Below are 15528 nucleotides of genomic sequence, written 5' to 3' on the forward strand. Positions count from 1 at the left end.
ATGCGGCTTGGGCCAGGGTAGTTGCTGTGGGTTGGAGGTCGTTTTCGTAGGCGATCGGGGACCGTTGGCCGAGGCGGGAGTGCCGGCGTCGGGTGTTGTATCGGGTCAGCCAGCGGAAGGCGTCGAGCCGCGCTTGGCGCTCGTCCGGCCAGCCTTTGCGTCCCTTGAGCGTCTCCCTCTTGAAGGCAGCGTTGAAGCTCTCGGCTGCGGCATTGTCCGCGCTGGACCCGACCGCTCCCATGCTTTGCCGGACCCCTGCTGACCTGCAGATTTCAGCGAAGTCTCTACTCGCATACTGCGACCCGTGGTCCGTGTGCATGATCGCTCCCTCGAGACTGCCGCGGGTCTGCTCGGCGGCCGCCAGGGCGTCGATGACGAGCTCGGCTCGCATGTGATCGGCGATCGCCCACCCGGCCAGTCGGCGTGAGGCGAGGTCGATGACGGTGGCCAGGTAGAGCGGCTTCGCGCCGTTGACCGGTAGGTACGTGATGTCGCCGACGTACTTCGTGTTCACCGTGGCAGCGGTGAAGTCACGTCCGATCAGGTCCGGTGCCTTCGCCGTGGCCGGGTTGGCGAGCGTGGTGCGGTGTCGGCGGCACAGGCGGACCCCCTCGAGCCCGATGCTCCGCATGATCCTCGCGACGCGCTTGTGGTTGACCACCGGGCCGCCCCGTCGCGGAGTTCCGCGGTGATTCTGGGGGCTCCGTATGTGCCGTCGGAGTCCTGGTGAACCTTGCCTGTCCGGACGGCGAGCTCAGCCTCGACGGCTTGCCGGGCCGCTCGTGCGGCAGCGGTGCGGCGCCAGTAGTAGAAGCTCGAGCGGGACAGGCCGAGGATGTCGCAGAGCCGCTTCACGCCGTGACGGCGCTGGTGATCCTCAACGAACTGGCAGCGGTTCACCAGCGCGTCTCCGTCGCGAAATACCGGGCCGCCTTGCGAAGGGTGTCGCGTTCTTCCTCCAGCTCACGGATTCTCTTCCGGGCAGCGGCCAGCTCCGCCTCGACGGCGTCACCACCGGCCGGGACGACGGCCGGCGCCAAGGAGTGGGCGCCGGAACGACGTCCGTCGGCGGCCCGAATCCAGTTGCGCAGCGTCTCGGTGTTCACTCCGAGATCGCTGGCGACGGACTTGATCGTCGCTCTTGGCCTCGATCGATACAACGCGACTGCGTCCGCCTTGAACTCGGCGGGGTAGTGCTTCATCCCCACGGGGACTCTGTTCTCCTGGACCGTCAAGATCCAAGTATCTCCGGTGTCCAAAATCCGGGGTCAAGGCCTGTTCCACGTCCAGGAGGACGGAGCGGTCCTCGCCCGGTTGCAGTGTTACCAGCACGAACCGGTCCTCGAGTGGTCCGTCCTGGTTCCGGTGCATGACGTCGACGCCCTGGTGCGCCGGTTTGTCGATGACGCCATCGGATCCACGACGTGACCGCTGTATAGGGCGGTCAGGCAAAGCGGGACCGGGCGCGGGGGGGGGCTCTCGGGATGGCGACGTGGGGATCCGAAGCCGTCGGCCCGAGGATGCCTTGCCGGATGGAGCCCGTCTGACGCCGACGAGGGTTGGCCGAACGTAGAAGGCTTGTTCCAGGCGTCACCCATCTGGCGGCAGATCGTTCCTGGGGTCAGGTATCAGCGTCTGCGGTGAGGGAGGTCCGGTGGGACCGTCGTTGGTGGTGGAGCGGCTTGAGTTCTTGAGGGATGGGGTCTGGCGGGTCCGCCTTTTCACCAGTCTGGTGACTTTCCTGGTGGGACACTCGAAGGCGGGCAAGTCGACAGCGGTCGAGGCGCTGCTGTACCCGCTGGGGCTGACCACCGCGAGGGTCATGCCGGAGGTACGTGGCTGTCAGGAGGTCCGTCTGACGTTCCGCGTGGCCGGCACCCGCTGGCAGGCCACACGCAGGGGCGCGGAGGCGCAGGCCCGGGTGCTGATCAAGAATCTGGACGACGAGAAGGACATCGGCCGTCCGCTGCCCGTCAGCTCCTCGTCCGGGGAGAAGACCGCCGGCGCGTTCATCCAGGACCTCCTGGGTCTGCCGGCCGCCTCACGCGGCACCGCCCGTCTCACGCTGGACACCCTGTACGGCACGGTCATGGCCCTGCGTCAGACCACGATCGCCTCCGAGTTCCTCGGAGGGGTAAAGGCGCAGGAACGGATCCTGACCCTGGAGGTGATTCTGGGTCTGTGGAGCGAAGCCCTCGCGAGCCTGGAGAAGAATGCCTCGGAAACCGAGTCTCAGCACCGTGCGGCGCAGACGGCTCTGACCCAGTTCAAGCGGCTGCGTGATACGGGAGTCCTCACAGACCCGGAGGCGACACGTCAGGAACACCGCCAGAAGGAACGTGAGCACAAGGCGGCAGCGGGAAGCGCCCAGGCCACGGCTGCGGCGCTGTCGACCGCTGTGGGTGAGCACGGCCGGCTGGTGGCTCTGCACAAGGCGGCGGAGCAGCAGCGGCGGAAGGCTTCAAAGCAGGCCGAGGACGCGCGGACCCGGTTCAACAGGACCACAGCGGATCTCGCTCGTGCCGAGGGTGTGATCTCCGGGCTGCTCTCGACGCCCCCGATGGAGTGTGCGGGGTGTGGCCAGGGGCTTCCTGAGCGGGAGCCGGGGCAGTGCCGGCAGTGCGGCCAGGCGGTTCACGGTGCTGAGGACCGGAGGGAGAAGCAGGTCGCGGCGGCGCGGGCGAAGGCGGACCGTCTGCGGCTGGACCTGAAGGGTCTGCAGGAGGCCGTGGCCGGCGCGGAGCGGGCATCGGGGGCCACTGAGGAGGCGGCCGCGCACGCGCTCGCGCAGCGCGACGCCTACGAGCGGGACCATCTGGCTCCCGCCCGCCAGGCGGCACAGCAGGCGGAGAAGGAAGCCTTCGGTCTGAGCCGGGACATCGCGCAGCTGAAGAAGCAGATCGACAACGCCGACTACATCAAGGCACAGGCCCTGGCCATCACCGCGGCCAAGGAGCGGATGAAGGCCGCGCAGGCCGCCAGGGACGCGGCGAAGGCTGCTGACGAGGTGCGCCGCAAGGAGGTCACCGGCCGGTGGTCGGAGTTCTTCCTGCGGCGTCTGCAGCAGATCAACCCGGCCGTGGAGGCGGCGTTCATCGACCCGGCCGACTTCACCACCCGGGTCAAGGAGCGCAACGAGGCGGACAAGTCGTTCGACGACAGCTCCGTGGGCGGCAACCCGAAGGCCGTGACCAACATCGCGCTGCTCCTGGCGCTGCGTGACCTCGGACGCGTTGATGCCCAGGTTCACGTGCCACCGCTGCTGATCATCGACTCGCCGTTGTCGGGTCTCGGCTCGACGGGCCTGGACCAGGAGACGAGCTTGCGCTTGATCGACACGCTGATCTCCATCGCGGCCGATCCCGCCACAGACGGATACGGCTGCCAGATCATCGCGGCCACCAACGATCCCCTCCCCCGTGACTACCCCGAAGTCAGGGAGATCCATCTCGACGCCGGCAACCGGTTCTTCGACCACGCACCGTCCGCCGCCTGACCCGTCCACCGGGCTCGACGCTTTGGCCCGGCAAGAACGCAGGCTCCGGTGCCCCGCATCGCTCGAGACGCGGGGCACCGGGCCGAGCCGCGCTCTTCACGCGGACTCTGCCCCTGATCCCGACGGGTGCGCCCAGGGCGGGGAAACCACCGCGGTCGAAGAATGCGGCAGACCGGTCCGGTTCGTGCCCTTGCCCGCCGGGTTCGCGTTGAGGAGATGTGGGCGCAGGAAGCGATCGCAGAGGGGTTCATCGTGACTGGGTATACGCAGGTGCCGGACCTGACGCGGCGTGACCTGGAGCAGGCGGGTCTGGCTGTGGCGTGCATTGAGGCAGCGGAGGTTTTTCTGGCACGGCAGGGGGCGGGCAAGAAGTGGCACCTTCCTGCGGACCGGCAGCCTCGGTACGGCGGGTGCCGGTATGCGCACAGTGCAGGTGAAGGGCAGAAGGTTCGCCTGCTCGACGTGATCGGCAGCGTCTGCTCGCAGTGCCGCAACGCCATCACGCTGCCTGCGCCGGTGGCTGGGCTCTGGGGCGCTTGCGAGGAAGTCGTCAAGGCCGGCAGGCAGGCTGGAATCTGGGCCCAGGTGGCGTCGCACACGTGGCTGGATTATGCGCGGGCGCAGGTCCGCGACCGTGAGGCGGCCCACCCGGTGGTAGCGCTCGACGGCTCCGGTCGTCAGGTCGATGCCGACCAGGCGGAGCCGGGCCTCGGGCAGCGGGAACGGCCGGACGCCGATGAGCCGGGCCACGGCACGCTCGAACGGGACGGCGGCCGTCTTCGGGACCTCCGCGTACAGCTTGAAGCGGTCGCCGCGCGTGTCGTGTCGGCCCGCCAGCCACGTCCCCCACACCACGGGGTGGCGACGATGGGCGTCCAGGAGGAGGGCGGGGAGCCGGGCGTCCGGCGGTGGCAGCCCCATCCGCTCAAGACGTTCGAGGCCCGCCGCCAGCCTGGTCGCGGGAGGGCGGGCCGGGGAGACGAACTCCGTGGTGTAGCGGTCGGTCCGGGGCGAGGCCGTGGACACGCTCAGCTCCACCGGGAACCGCTCGGGGGTCAGCAGGCTGCGCCGCCACCGGTCGTCGCCGGGAGCCGCCGCGACGGGTTCCAGGAGCCTCGGCAGCCACCGGCGGGCCCCGGGGCCGAGCAGCGTCAGCGTCCGGCGCAGGGCGGGCGGCAGCCCTTCGGTCACGGGGGCCGTACCAGGACGAGCGAGTCCGTGGTCGTCGTGTGCTCCGTCGCGGACGTGGTGCCGTCGGCGCGCACGAACGTGAAACGATGGGAGAAATCGCGCTTCTTCGGGTCGGGCAGGGCGAACCGGGCGTGGTGGGTGGTGGTCTGCGCGGCGTCCAGTTCGATGCGCTGCTCCTGTCGGTGGCCGGCGGCCGGGTCGGCGTAGCGCAGGTCCACGAGGACCGCCTGCATGGGGGCCGGGCTCCAGTCCGGGACCAGGTCGATGTCGAGTTGCCCGGGGTAGGGGTCGTTGACCGCCAGGCGGGTGGCACTCGTGGTGACGGGGTCGCAGGTGATCACGGACCCGTCGGTCATGGTGTGGACGAGCTGGTACGTGTAGCTCAGATCGGCCGGGTCGGCCGTGAGGACCTTCCACTCGGAGGGTGGATCGGCGGGCAGCAGCGTGCGGGTGTCCCGCAGTTCGGTGCCGTCGGGTTCCTTCCTGGTCAGCTCGACCCGGGTCTCCCGGACCAGCTGGGCGTCGATGTCGTGCGGCGCGATCTCCACCCGGAGGAAGCCCAGGAAGCGGTGCGGGTCGATGGACAGGGCGTACTGGTCCTCGCGGCCCTCCCGCACCACGGTGAGCTCTCGCCCCTGCCAGCCGGATCCCGCGGCGAAGTGGTATTCGAGGCGGTAGGCGTACGTGGGGTCCGCCGCGCTGTCCAGGAAGAAGGTGACGGGCTCGGGATGCGGGGCGGCGGCGTCCGCGAGGCGGTCGGAGGACCGTACTCCGCCGGGGTCCTCGGCCCTGCCGTAGCGGATGGTCACGGCGATGCTCGTCAGGCCGAGCGCGGTGAAGTCCACGTCGCCGACCAGTCGCACCGTGAGGGTGCGGAAGAAGGGGTCGTCGAGGTCGACGTCGATGACGTGCGGCGGCCCGTTCAGGTCCGCGGCGAGCACACCGAGGAATCCTTGGGGCGAGTAGGTGCGCTGCACGGCCTCGGCCCGGTCGTAGCCGAACGAGACCTGCTTGTCCTCGATCTGGAGGCCGTACCGCAGGCGGAAGGTGACGAGTGAGGGGGTCACGCCACCGGCCGCCGGTGGGGCGGCCGACGCCGGGATCGGCGACGGCGCCGGGGCGTGGGGGCGCCCGCGGGACGCCATCGGCGTCAACGGTGCCGAGATCTTCGGACGCGAGCGGATGTACCAGTACCTGACCCCGGGCGCCACCACGGCCGACGGGCCGCCCGAGGACTGGGATCCGCGCGCCATGCCCGCCGACGGAGAGCCCTTCGCCTTCCCCCACCGGCGGGTCTTCTGCCTGGTGGGCACCAACCCGGACGACTACGACGTGGCGCGCGGTCTGTCGTCCGCGGTGGTCGGGCCCCGCAGCGACGGCCTGGTGCAGATCGACAACGCGTACGTGCCGGGGGCCTTCTGCGCCTATGTGCACCGCAGTCACAGCGGACGCTACGGGCTCGTCAACTCCGAGGAGGGGTACCAGAATCTGCGACGGTTCCTGTTCGGCGACCTGAAGGTGGAGTCCGCCCTCGTCCACTTCCGGTTGCCGGAGGAGAAGAACACGGCGTGGCAGGCGGAGGTCGGACTGTCGATCCGCGGCCTGCAGACCGTGATGCACGAGCGGACCGGCGACCAGTGGTGCCCGATCCAGCTCGACGGCGACACGCGGACCGGCGCACACGGCGACGGAGCCGTGCCGCTGGTGAGCACCTTCCTGTGCGAGAACCTGGCGAGTCCGAACGGCGCCGGTGCCCTGCGGTACGCGCTGCACCTGCGGATCCTGTCCCTGCGCGAACGGGACAACGGTTTCCTGGACTTCCGCGACCACATCGAGCAGACGGCCGACTTCGACGACATCCTCGTCGTCGACGTCAGCAGCGAAGACGGGGTTCCGGCACTGCGGGCCACCTGGAACTCCGACATCGTCGGTCCCATCAGCGACTACAGGCCGACCGGCCCGGTCCTGGCCGACGAGGATCCGGCGAGCGGCAGATGGATCAGCCACATCCCCCTGCCCGGCTCCACCACGACGATCCTCGGTGAAGACGCGCGGATCCGCCTCGCCGCGACCGAATGGAGCTGACGAGGGGGAGCCGGCGTGCTCGTGCCCGCCGGGGCCGGAGGCCGACAGGCGGCGCTTCGCCGCGCTCGCACGGTACGCACCGGCCACCGGACACCGCTTCTTCGTCCTGCTCGTGGTGGTCGGCCGTTCACCGCCAGGGCCGTTCCCGCACGACCCGCGGGGTGCCGCGTGCGCTCCGCGGCCACCGGGGGTCAGGACGGCCCCGTCCGCTTCCGCGGCACGTCGTCCCGGGGCGGGGACGCCGTGGACTCGGCCAGTGTCTTCAGCCGGCGCAGGGTGGTGCGCATGCCGTGCCGATTGGCGTCGACGCGCTGAGCGGGGGTCGTGCCGGCGAACCGGCGCCCGAGCAGGTCGGTGACGGTACCGCCGGGGCCGTGTCGCAGGTCCTGCCAGGACTCCGTCACCCGCGTGCCGCGTTCGCCGAGTCGCTCCAGCCGGTACGTCCACCGGGCGATGGACAGACCGAGGATCGAGACGTGGAAGGAGAACTCCGCGGGTGGCCGGTGGGTGACGACGCGGCAGACGGTGAACCACCGTCGCGCCCCTCGCCGGTTGAAGCCGATGAAGAGCGGTCCGGGACGCCGGCGAGGGCGAAGGACCCACACGCCGGAGCACTCGGGACTCAGGCTTCCCATCCGCGCCGGATCGCCGACCAGACGGAAGACGACGTCGGCGGGCGCGGCGACGACGAGGGACTCCTCCAGGTGCCTGATCCGCCCGGCCGGACCGGTCACCGGGCGGCCTGCGTGGTGACGGTGCGCCGGTGTCCGAGGATCACCGTGAGGATCACGGCATAGGTGACCGGGACGAGCAGGGGCAGCAGTCCGACGGCATCGGAGTCCGGTGCGTGCGGCGCGTGGTGGTGACCGGGACCGTTCATGGCCTGCGCACGGAACCGCGGATCGGTGAGAAAGGCGTGCAGCAGCGCGCTGATGCCCCAGGCGAGGGCCAGGCTCACGGCCGTCGCGGTCAGCAGTGCCCGCGAGGAGGCGCGTCGCAGGCCCTTCTCGACCACCAGATGGGTCAGGGCTCCGGGGGCGACGCCCCAGGCCATGATCAGCCAGAGCGTCATCAGGGCCGTTCCGGCGGCGCCCTGCGCGGCGGACAGCAGGGATTCGCGCCACAGGGCCAGGTTCAGCAGTGCCGCGGCGCCGCACAGTCCGAACGCGGTCACCGCCGGCGGGACGGAGGACCACGGCAGCGCCCGTACGGCGGTCGCGCTGCTCACCGGAAGACCTTGAGGCGGCTCATCATCGCCGCCCCCGTGGCCGAGTTGAGGTGGAAACTGCCCAGCAGTCCGCCGGCGACGGCCCCGGCATAGCCCTTGGCGAGGAACAGGACGGGCATGTCCTGCGAACCCCAGTAGTTGAGGCCCACGTTGTGGTCCAGGCTCCAGCACAGCGTCTGGCAGACCGCGAAGAGGGCGGCTCCGGCCGCCGCGGTGGCGACGAAGGCGGAACGGCTGCCGGGGGTGAGCGCGGAGGTGGCGAGGAAGGTCAGCGCACCGACCGCCGCGCCCATGCCGATGCCGCAGAGCCCGAGCGTCCACACCAGACGCCACAGCAGGGGCCCGTGGTCGGGGAAGAGGACGAGTCCCAGGACGAGGAAGGAGGCCTCGCCGACGAATCCGGTCAGGACGAAGACCTTGATGGTGTTCGCCGCGCGGGTCTCGGCGGAGGAGAGGCTGTTCGGTGAGCGCGGGGCGGCGACGCCGGGAGGGTGTGTCGTTTCCAAGGGGACGGCTCCTGTATCGGGGACGCCGAAGTGCGGCCGACTCCGGCGAGCAGGTGCCCTGATGTCTACTACAGATACCCATCCACCTCAATAGTCTGTCTACAAGACTGACTTCGACCGGGGCTGCCTCCCGGGCTCACGGGGGGGCGGAACGGGCCGGTTCTCAGCCCACGACGGCCGACATCTCCGCCGCCGCGGCGAGGAGCAGGGGCGCCAGCTCGCCGACGCGTGCGGCGGTCAGCCGGTCGCTGACGGCGGAGACGGTGATCGCCAGATGGGGCTCGCCCGTGGTCGACGGGACCGGTGCGGCCATGCCGGAGACGCCGGGCATGACGGTGCCGTGGTCGAAGCAGTAGCCGTACTCGCGCACCTGGAGGAGCTGGCGGCGTACGGCGGTGAGCGTCTCGTCCAGCGGTGGCGTCCGCACTCCCATCAGGCGTTGCAGGGCGTGGTTGGCCTTCAGCTGGGCCTCGACCGCCTCCGGTTCGTGCCGGGCCATCAGGGCGATGCCCGCGTAGGTGGCACCGAGCGGGACCGTCTCGCCCACCTCGACGATGTCCGCGCGGATCGGATGGGAGCCGTCGGCACGGAGCAGGTAGTGCACCCCGTCGAGCCGCCGGATCGCGACGTACACGGTGTCGCCCGTACGTCGTGCGAGCTGCCGCGCCACGTGCCGCAGGGCTTCGACTTCCCGGACCGGGGACGGGGCGCCGAGACCGAGGACGTACATCCCCGGACCGAGGCCGTAGCGCCGTCCGGGCCGCTGTTCGACGAGGCCGGACGCGGCGAGCTCGCCGAGGATGCGGTGGGCCGTCGGACGGGAGATGCCCGTCTCGCGCGCCAGGTCCAGCAGCCGGCGGCCCGCGGCCCCCTCCCTGGCGAGCGCCGTGAGCAGCGCGACCACCTTCCCCGTCGCACTCGCGCCGGCACTGTCGCCGGGCGTTTCGGGAGGCCGGTTCTCCGGCGTTCGCTGCATGGCCTGCTCCTTCTCGGCATCGGCGAAAGGCGCGGTGAAGTCCGCTGGACGGACTTTACGGCGGGAAATCGTGTGCGGTCGCGCGTTGTACGAGGTGATGCCGTTGACGTTACGGGTCGGCACGGCGTGTCATCCCGGTGGAGGGGCCGCGGGGCAGCCGTACCCGATCGAGCCGTCACGAAAGTCTGCGGAACGGACCCCGTCGGAGTCCGCCGCCCGACCCTCCGCAGCCTCGCCTCCGTTTCCTGCCATCAACGCCACGGGAGAGACATGACCATCCCCGCCCTCCGAGAGTCGTCCCGCCGCGTCGAGGGGACGGTGGACTGCGACGGGGCGCCCGTCCGGTACGTCGACACCGGCCCCCTGGACGAAGGAGACGCCCACGGACCGGGACGCCCGCCGATCGTCCTCGTGCACGGCACCGGGGGAAGCGTCGAGCGCGACTACGGCTTCCTGCTCCCCCTGCTGGCCTCCCGCCAGCGCGTGGTCGCCCTCGACTTCGCCCCGCCGGTGCCGGCGGCCGGCCCGCTCCGCCTCGACCACCTGGAACGGCAGGTCGCCGCGGTCTGCGAGGCCGTACTGCCCGGCAGGCCGGTCACCCTCGTCGGCTACTCCCTCGGAGCCGTCGTGGCCACGGCGGTGGCCGCGCACCGCGCCGAACTGGTCGGTCGGCTGGTGACGGTGGCGGGCTGGGCCAGGACCGACACCCAGCAGAAGCTGCGCAACGGAGTGTGGCGGCGGCTGCGCGCCGAGGGCTCCGCCGCCCTGCCCTCCTACATGGCGTTCTGCGCGCTCGGTGGCCCCTTCCTCGCCCGGACGGACCTGGAGCAGCTCGCGCCGCTGCTGGCCCACGGCGGGCCGGACGCGTTCCTGGACCTCCAGATGGCGCTGAACGAGTCGGTCGACATCACCCACCTCCTGGAGCGGGTGCGCGCCACCACCCTGGTGATCGGCTGCACGCACGACCAGATGGTGCCCGTCAGGCACAGCAAGGCCCTGTTCGGATCGATACCGGACGCCCGCTACACCGAGATCGCCTCGGGCCACGCCGTCGTCTTCGAACGTCCCGCCCACCTGGTGCAGATCATCGACCGCTTCAACGCCGACCCGGGACGCTTCCCGGCCGGCTCGCTCGTCCCCGAAGCCCGCGTCTGACATCCGAAGCCCCCTACGGAGACCCGCCATGAACCCTGCCGACACCGCCACCACGACGCACGCGACCAGGCCCGCGGCCCGACCCGCCGGCGACGGGATCCGCGAGCAGGCCGACGTGCTCGTCATCGGGACCGGCTTCGCCGGCCTGGGCACCGCCACCCGCCTCAAGCGCCATGGACGGCACTCCTTCCTCGTCCTGGAACGCGCCGACGACGTCGGCGGCACCTGGCGTGACAACACCTACCCCGGAGCCGCCTGCGACGTCCCCTCCCACCTGTACTCCTTCTCCTTCCGGCCCAACCCCGACTGGTCACGGCTGTTCGCCCGGGGACCCGAGATCCACTCCTACCTGCGCGACACCGCCCGGGAAGAGGGCCTGCTGCCCCACATCCGCTTCGGAGCCGAGGTCACCGACGCCCGCTGGGACCCCGCCGGCCGGCAGTGGGTGGTCACCACCACGCGCGGCGTCTTCACCGGCCGGTTCCTGGTCACCGGGACGGGACACCTCAGCGACCACAGCCTCCCGGACATCCCCGGTCTGGACGGCTTCGACGGCCCGGTGTTCCACTCCGCCCGCTGGGACCACACCACGTCCCTCGCCGGGCGGCGCGTCGCCGTGGTCGGCTCCGGAGCCAGCGCGGTACAGATCGTCCCCGAAGTGGCCGAGACCGCTGCCGAGGTCGTCGTCCTCCAGCGCAGCGCGCCCTACGTCGTCCCCCGCCCCGACCGTCCCTACACCGACACCGAGAAGGGGGTCTTCCGCCGCGACCCCGACGCCGTTCCCGCCCACCGCGCGGAGATCTTCTGGTACCTCGAGGCCGGTTACGCGGCCCGCCGGGCCGCCCCCCACCAGCTCGCCGAGGCGAAGGCCGCCGCCCGCGCCCATCTCGAACGGCAGGTCGCCGACCCCGGTCTGCGGGCCGCGCTCACCCCGGACTACGAACTGGGCTGCAAGCGCGTCCTGATCTCGGACACGTACTACCCCGCCCTCACCCGCGACCACGTCCGCCTCGAGCCGTCCGCTCTCGCCCGGGTCGAACCGGGGACGGCCGTCGCCGCGTCGGGCGCCCGCCACGCCGTGGACGTCATCGTGCTGTGCACCGGCTTCGAGACCACCGAACCGCCCTACGCCCACCTGGTCCACGACGGCGAGGGGACCTCCCTCGCGGAGCACTGGGCGCGGGGCATGGAGGCGTACGCCTCCACCACGGTCGCCGGCTTCCCGAACCTCTTCCTCGTCAACGGCCCCAACACCGGCCTCGGACACAACTCGATCGTCCACGTCATCGAGGCCCAGATCGACTACCTCCTCGGCGCCCTGGAGTGGAGCCGTACCCACGGTGACCACACCGTCGAGGTCTCCACGGCCGCCCAACGGCGGTACACCGAGGAGCTCGCCCGACGCAGCGCGGGCACCGTGTGGGACTCCGAGGGCTGCAAGAGCTGGTACATCGACCCGCGCAGCGGACGGCTGACGCTGATCTGGCCGGACTTCGCCGACGAGTTCCGCCACCGCAACGGCACCTTCGACCCCGCCCCCTACCGGCAGCCGGCCGACGCCCGGTGACCGGCCGTTCCCGAGCAGCCCTCCGGAACACCCCGTACGAACCGACCTCCGACGCCCGGGACACCGATGCCCCACTTCACAGCCGGCGGCGCGACGCTCGCCTACACCGACACCGGCACACCCGCGAACCGCCCCGACGCACCCACGGTCCTCTTCGGACACGGCCTGATGTTCGGCGGCTGGATGTTCCGCCCCCAGATCGCCGCCCTCCGCGACACCCACCGCTGTGTCACCCTCGACTGGCGCGGCCAGGGCCTCAGCCCGTACGCCCGCGACGGCTACGACATGGACACCCTCACCGAGGACGTCCTGCGCCTCATGGACCACCTGGACACCGGCCCCGTCCACTACGTCGGCCTGTCCATGGGCGGATTCGTCGGCATGCGCCTCGCCGCCCGCCACCCCCGGCGGATCAGGTCGCTGTCCCTCCTCTCCACCACGGCGGACGGCCTGCGCCCCCGGCGGGCCGGACAGTTCCGCCTGTTCGCCGCCGCGCACCGCCTCACCGGCTTCCGGCCGATGAGGCGGAGGGCCGCCGCCCTCGCCTTCGGCACGAGCTTTCTGCGCTCGCCCCGCAGCGGGCCGGTGCTCACGGAATGGGAACGGCGCGTACGGCGCGGCAGCCGCGCCGGCCTCGCCCGGGCCGCACGAGCGGTCGCCGGCCATCCCGCGGTGGCCGACGAGCTCCACCGGATCACGGCCCCCACGCTCGTCCTGGTCGGCGCCGAGGACGTCTCCACGCCCCCGGCCGACGCCGAAGCGATCGCCGCGCGCATCGGAGGAGCCCGTCTGACGCCCGTCGACGCGGCGGGCCACACCCCGACGCTCGAACGGCCCGGCGCGGTGAACGCGGCGCTGCGGGAGTTCCTCGTGAAGGCCGAGGAGCGCCCGCTGCCGCCCTGAGCTTTCCGGCCGGCGCTATACGCTGGTCCGATGCGACGGACGTCCTTCGAGAACTGGCCCTGTTCGGTCGCCCGGACGACCGACCTGCTGGGCGACTGGTGGACCCCCCTCGTGCTGCGCGAGGCGTTCTACGGAACCCGGCGTTTCGAGGACTTCCAGAGCGAGCTCGGCATCGCCCGCGCGACGCTCACCGAGCGGCTCCGCCGGCTCGTCGAGCTCGACATTATGGCCAAGCGGGTCTATCAGGAGCAGCCCCTGCGCCACGAGTACGTCCTGACCGAGAAGGGCCAGGACTTCTTCGGCGTACTCATGGCCATGGCGGCCTGGGGCGACCGCTGGCTCGCCGACGCGTCGGGCCCTCCGGTGCTCTTCGAGCACCGGTCCTGCGGCCACCACGTCCACGCCGAAGTGGTCTGCGACTCCTGCGGCGAACCACTGCGCTCCTCCGACGTCCGCCCCCGCTTCGGACCGGGCTACCCGGAGGAACAGACCGCCCTTCCCCGGGCACAGCGGCGCTACGCGGGCCCTTGACGGGCCGGGCGCCCGTCACACCGACGGTGACGGGCTCCGGACCCGGCAATACGGAGGTCGGCCCGGCTGCTCCTAGGCCCACCGGCCCGAGTCGAATCCGACGGCCCGGCGACGCTTCCGCGCGGGCCGTCGCCGAGCGGGCGAGGAGGTCCGCCGCCGCGCCTTCGGACGGCTCGGTGCCGGCGGGGCTCCGGCGGGGTCGAAGGAGGGCAGCGGGCCCACGAAGACCTCCCGTCCTCCCAGCCGCTCCCGTACGCCCGGCGCGCCACCCCTCTTACGAAAATCTGGTCCAACCAGTTGACCAGTGCGGGAACGTGGCTCATTCTCATCGCCATGACGCAGCAGCCCCTCCGGCGCGAGGCGGTCTCCGACCAGCTTCACGCGGTGCTCCGGGACCGCATCCTCACCGGGACGCTCCCCGTCGGCACCCCCCTGACCTCCGAACGCGAGCTGTCCGCCGAGTTCGGGGTGAACCGGCACGCCGTCCGCGAGGCCGTCAAGCGCCTCCAGCAGGCCCGGCTCGTGGAGGTCAGCCACGGAGGGCGCACGCTCGTCCTCGACTGGAGGCGGACCGCCGGCCTCGAACTCGCCGTCGGCATCGCCCGGGCCGCCGCCGGCCCCGCCCTCCCGGAGCTGGCCCGCGACGCGCTGGAGATGCGCGCCTGCATCGGTGCCGACGCCGCACGGCTGTGCGCCGCCCGCTGCTCGCGGGAGACCGCGGCCGCGGTCGTCGAGGCCGCCGGCGCCTACGCCCAGGCCGGTCCCGACCTCGCCGCCCTGGGCGAGGCCGACATCGCCTGGTGGCGCCTGATCGTGGAGGGCTCCGGCAATCTGGCCTATCTGCTCTCCTTCAACAGCCTGGTCGGCGGGACCCTCACGGTCGGTGACGTCCCCGTGGACCTGCGCACCGCCGAACTCCTCGACGTCGACGCCCATGTGCGCCTCGCCGCCCACATCGCGGCCGGCGAGGCGGAGGCCGCCGAGCGGCTCGCCCGCGAACTGCTCGGTCGCAGCGTCCCGGCCGTCCCCGCCCGGCACGGGGCGGGAGAGCCGCGATGATCCCCGCCGTGGTGTACGCGATACCCGCCTTCGTGCTCCTGGTCGTCGTCGAGGCGCTCTCGTACCGCTTCCTCCCCGACGACGAGGAGCGGGGCTACGAGCTCCGCGACACCGCGACGAGCATGTCGATGGGCGCGGGCAGCCAGGTCGTCGGCCTGCCGTGGAAGGCGTTCGCCCTCCTCGCCTACGCCGCCTGCTACGAGTTCGCTCCCTGGCAGCTGTCGCCCGCTTCCGTGTGGACCTGGGTCCTGCTGTTCTTCGCCGACGACCTCGCGTACTACGTCTTCCACCGGGCCCACCACCGCGTGCGGCTGCTCTGGGCGAGCCACGTCGTGCACCACTCCAGCGTCCGCTTCAACCTGTCGACGGCCCTGCGGCAGAGCTGGACGCCGATGACCACGCTGCCCTTCTGGCTGCCGCTGGCCCTGCTCGGCGTCCCGCCGTGGATGATCCTCCTCCAGCAGTCCTTCAGCCTGATCTACCAGTTCTTCCTGCACACCGAGCGCGTGGACAGGCTGTGGCGTCCCATCGAGTGGTTCTTCAACACGCCGTCCCACCACCGGGTCCACCACGGTTCCAACTCCGTCTACCTGGACCGCAACTACGGGGGGATCCTGATCGTCTGGGACCGGCTCTTCGGCTCCTTCGAGGCGGAGGGCGAGCGGGTCGTCTACGGACTGACGAAGAACATCGCGACCCACAACCCGGTCCGCGTCGCCTTCCACGAGTACGCGGCCGCCTGGCGCGACGTGCGAGCGGCCCGGGGCTGGCGCGACCGCGCCGGTCACCTCTTCGGGCCGCCCGGCTGGACGCCGAAGGCGGAGGGCTGAA

Annotated in this window: 14 protein-coding genes and 1 pseudogene; 8 read left to right on the forward strand and 7 right to left on the reverse strand. The window is 71.5% G+C overall.

Annotated features, from left to right (window positions below; genetic code table 11):
• Nucleotide 1: 1 nt before the first annotated feature.
• Nucleotides 2-1208 (reverse strand): annotated as a pseudogene (locus tag ACWGSR_RS22865) (IS3 family transposase); the annotation flags it as partial.
• 446 nt (nt 1209-1654) lie between these two features.
• Here ACWGSR_RS22865 and ACWGSR_RS22870 point away from each other — a divergent pair.
• The gene (locus ACWGSR_RS22870) at nt 1655-3496 is read left to right on the forward strand and encodes a hypothetical protein (RefSeq protein ID WP_453568522.1); all 1842 of its coding nucleotides are present in this window, start codon (nt 1655-1657) and stop codon (nt 3494-3496) included.
• Nucleotides 3497-3592: 96 nt separating this feature from the next.
• Here ACWGSR_RS22870 and ACWGSR_RS22875 read toward each other — a convergent pair whose 3' ends face one another.
• Together ACWGSR_RS22875 and ACWGSR_RS22880 are read right to left on the reverse strand one after the other, a co-directional pair.
• Nucleotides 3593-4687: a hypothetical protein gene (locus tag ACWGSR_RS22875; protein ID WP_453568524.1), complete on the reverse strand. Its 1095-nt coding sequence runs from the start codon at nt 4685-4687 to the stop codon at nt 3593-3595.
• Nucleotides 4684-5754: a hypothetical protein gene (locus ACWGSR_RS22880; RefSeq protein ID WP_453568526.1), complete on the reverse strand. Its 1071-nt coding sequence runs from the start codon at nt 5752-5754 to the stop codon at nt 4684-4686. Before ACWGSR_RS22880 ends, ACWGSR_RS22875 begins: the two co-directional genes overlap by 4 nt.
• Here ACWGSR_RS22880 and ACWGSR_RS22885 point away from each other — a divergent pair.
• Nucleotides 5735-6772, forward strand: a complete 1038-nt coding sequence (locus tag ACWGSR_RS22885; RefSeq protein ID WP_453568528.1) for a hypothetical protein — start codon at nt 5735-5737, stop codon at nt 6770-6772. The two genes, ACWGSR_RS22880 and ACWGSR_RS22885, sit on opposite strands and share 20 nt — an antisense overlap.
• Before the next feature lie 191 nt (nt 6773-6963).
• On the opposite strand, the gene ACWGSR_RS22890 is transcribed toward ACWGSR_RS22885, so the two are convergent.
• The 4 genes from ACWGSR_RS22890 to ACWGSR_RS22905 all read right to left on the reverse strand — a co-directional run bounded on the left by ACWGSR_RS22890 (nt 6964) and on the right by ACWGSR_RS22905 (nt 9482).
• Nucleotides 6964-7506, reverse strand: coding sequence for an SRPBCC family protein (locus tag ACWGSR_RS22890; protein WP_453568530.1), 543 nt, complete (start codon nt 7504-7506; stop codon nt 6964-6966).
• Nucleotides 7503-8000, reverse strand: a complete 498-nt coding sequence (locus tag ACWGSR_RS22895; RefSeq protein ID WP_453568532.1) for a hypothetical protein — start codon at nt 7998-8000, stop codon at nt 7503-7505. The genes ACWGSR_RS22890 and ACWGSR_RS22895 overlap by 4 nt, the downstream gene beginning before the upstream one ends.
• Nucleotides 7997-8506 carry a hypothetical protein gene (locus tag ACWGSR_RS22900; protein WP_376235461.1) on the reverse strand — a complete coding sequence of 170 codons (510 nt, stop codon included), beginning with the start codon at nt 8504-8506 and terminating at the stop codon, nt 7997-7999. Before ACWGSR_RS22900 ends, ACWGSR_RS22895 begins: the two co-directional genes overlap by 4 nt.
• A gap of 163 nt (nt 8507-8669) precedes the next feature.
• Nucleotides 8670-9482 (reverse strand): IclR family transcriptional regulator, encoded by an 813-nt coding sequence (locus ACWGSR_RS22905; RefSeq protein WP_453568535.1) that lies wholly within the window; start codon nt 9480-9482, stop codon nt 8670-8672.
• A gap of 270 nt (nt 9483-9752) precedes the next feature.
• On the opposite strand from ACWGSR_RS22905, the gene ACWGSR_RS22910 reads away from it, so the two are divergent.
• The 6 genes from ACWGSR_RS22910 (at nt 9753) to ACWGSR_RS22935 (ending at nt 15527) form a co-directional block, all read left to right on the forward strand.
• Nucleotides 9753-10637 carry an alpha/beta fold hydrolase gene (locus tag ACWGSR_RS22910; RefSeq protein ID WP_453568537.1) on the forward strand — a complete coding sequence of 295 codons (885 nt, stop codon included), beginning with the start codon at nt 9753-9755 and terminating at the stop codon, nt 10635-10637.
• Nucleotides 10638-10665: 28 nt separating this feature from the next.
• Nucleotides 10666-12204 (forward strand): flavin-containing monooxygenase, encoded by a 1539-nt coding sequence (locus tag ACWGSR_RS22915; RefSeq protein WP_453568539.1) that lies wholly within the window; start codon nt 10666-10668, stop codon nt 12202-12204.
• Nucleotides 12205-12270: 66 nt separating this feature from the next.
• Entirely contained in the window at nt 12271-13107 is an 837-nt protein-coding gene (locus ACWGSR_RS22920; RefSeq protein WP_453568541.1) for an alpha/beta fold hydrolase, read from the forward strand.
• Between the two features lie 30 nt (nt 13108-13137).
• Entirely contained in the window at nt 13138-13638 is a 501-nt protein-coding gene (locus ACWGSR_RS22925; protein WP_453568543.1) for a winged helix-turn-helix transcriptional regulator, read from the forward strand.
• 333 nt (nt 13639-13971) lie between these two features.
• On the forward strand, nt 13972-14697 hold the full coding sequence (locus tag ACWGSR_RS22930; protein WP_453568545.1) for a FadR/GntR family transcriptional regulator: 726 nt from the start codon (nt 13972-13974) through the stop codon (nt 14695-14697).
• Nucleotides 14694-15527 (forward strand): sterol desaturase family protein, encoded by an 834-nt coding sequence (locus ACWGSR_RS22935; RefSeq protein ID WP_453568547.1) that lies wholly within the window; start codon nt 14694-14696, stop codon nt 15525-15527. Before ACWGSR_RS22930 ends, ACWGSR_RS22935 begins: the two co-directional genes overlap by 4 nt.
• The last annotated feature ends 1 nt before the right edge of the window (nt 15528 follow it).

Source organism: Streptomyces sp. NPDC055632, from assembly GCF_053618675.1.

What these genes read in the sequence shown, in the direction of transcription:
- ACWGSR_RS22910 (WP_453568537.1), top strand. Translation starts at nt 9,753, where the DNA reads ATGACCATCCCCGCCCTCCGAGAGTCGTCCCGCCGCGTCGAGGGGACG.
- ACWGSR_RS22930 (WP_453568545.1), top strand. Translation starts at nt 13,972, where the DNA reads ATGACGCAGCAGCCCCTCCGGCGCGAGGCGGTCTCCGACCAGCTTCAC.
- ACWGSR_RS22925 (WP_453568543.1), top strand. Translation starts at nt 13,138, where the DNA reads ATGCGACGGACGTCCTTCGAGAACTGGCCCTGTTCGGTCGCCCGGACG.
- ACWGSR_RS22905 (WP_453568535.1), bottom strand. Translation starts at nt 9,482, where the DNA reads ATGCAGCGAACGCCGGAGAACCGGCCTCCCGAAACGCCCGGCGACAGT.
- ACWGSR_RS22915 (WP_453568539.1), top strand. Translation starts at nt 10,666, where the DNA reads ATGAACCCTGCCGACACCGCCACCACGACGCACGCGACCAGGCCCGCG.
- ACWGSR_RS22935 (WP_453568547.1), top strand. Translation starts at nt 14,694, where the DNA reads ATGATCCCCGCCGTGGTGTACGCGATACCCGCCTTCGTGCTCCTGGTC.
- ACWGSR_RS22920 (WP_453568541.1), top strand. Translation starts at nt 12,271, where the DNA reads ATGCCCCACTTCACAGCCGGCGGCGCGACGCTCGCCTACACCGACACC.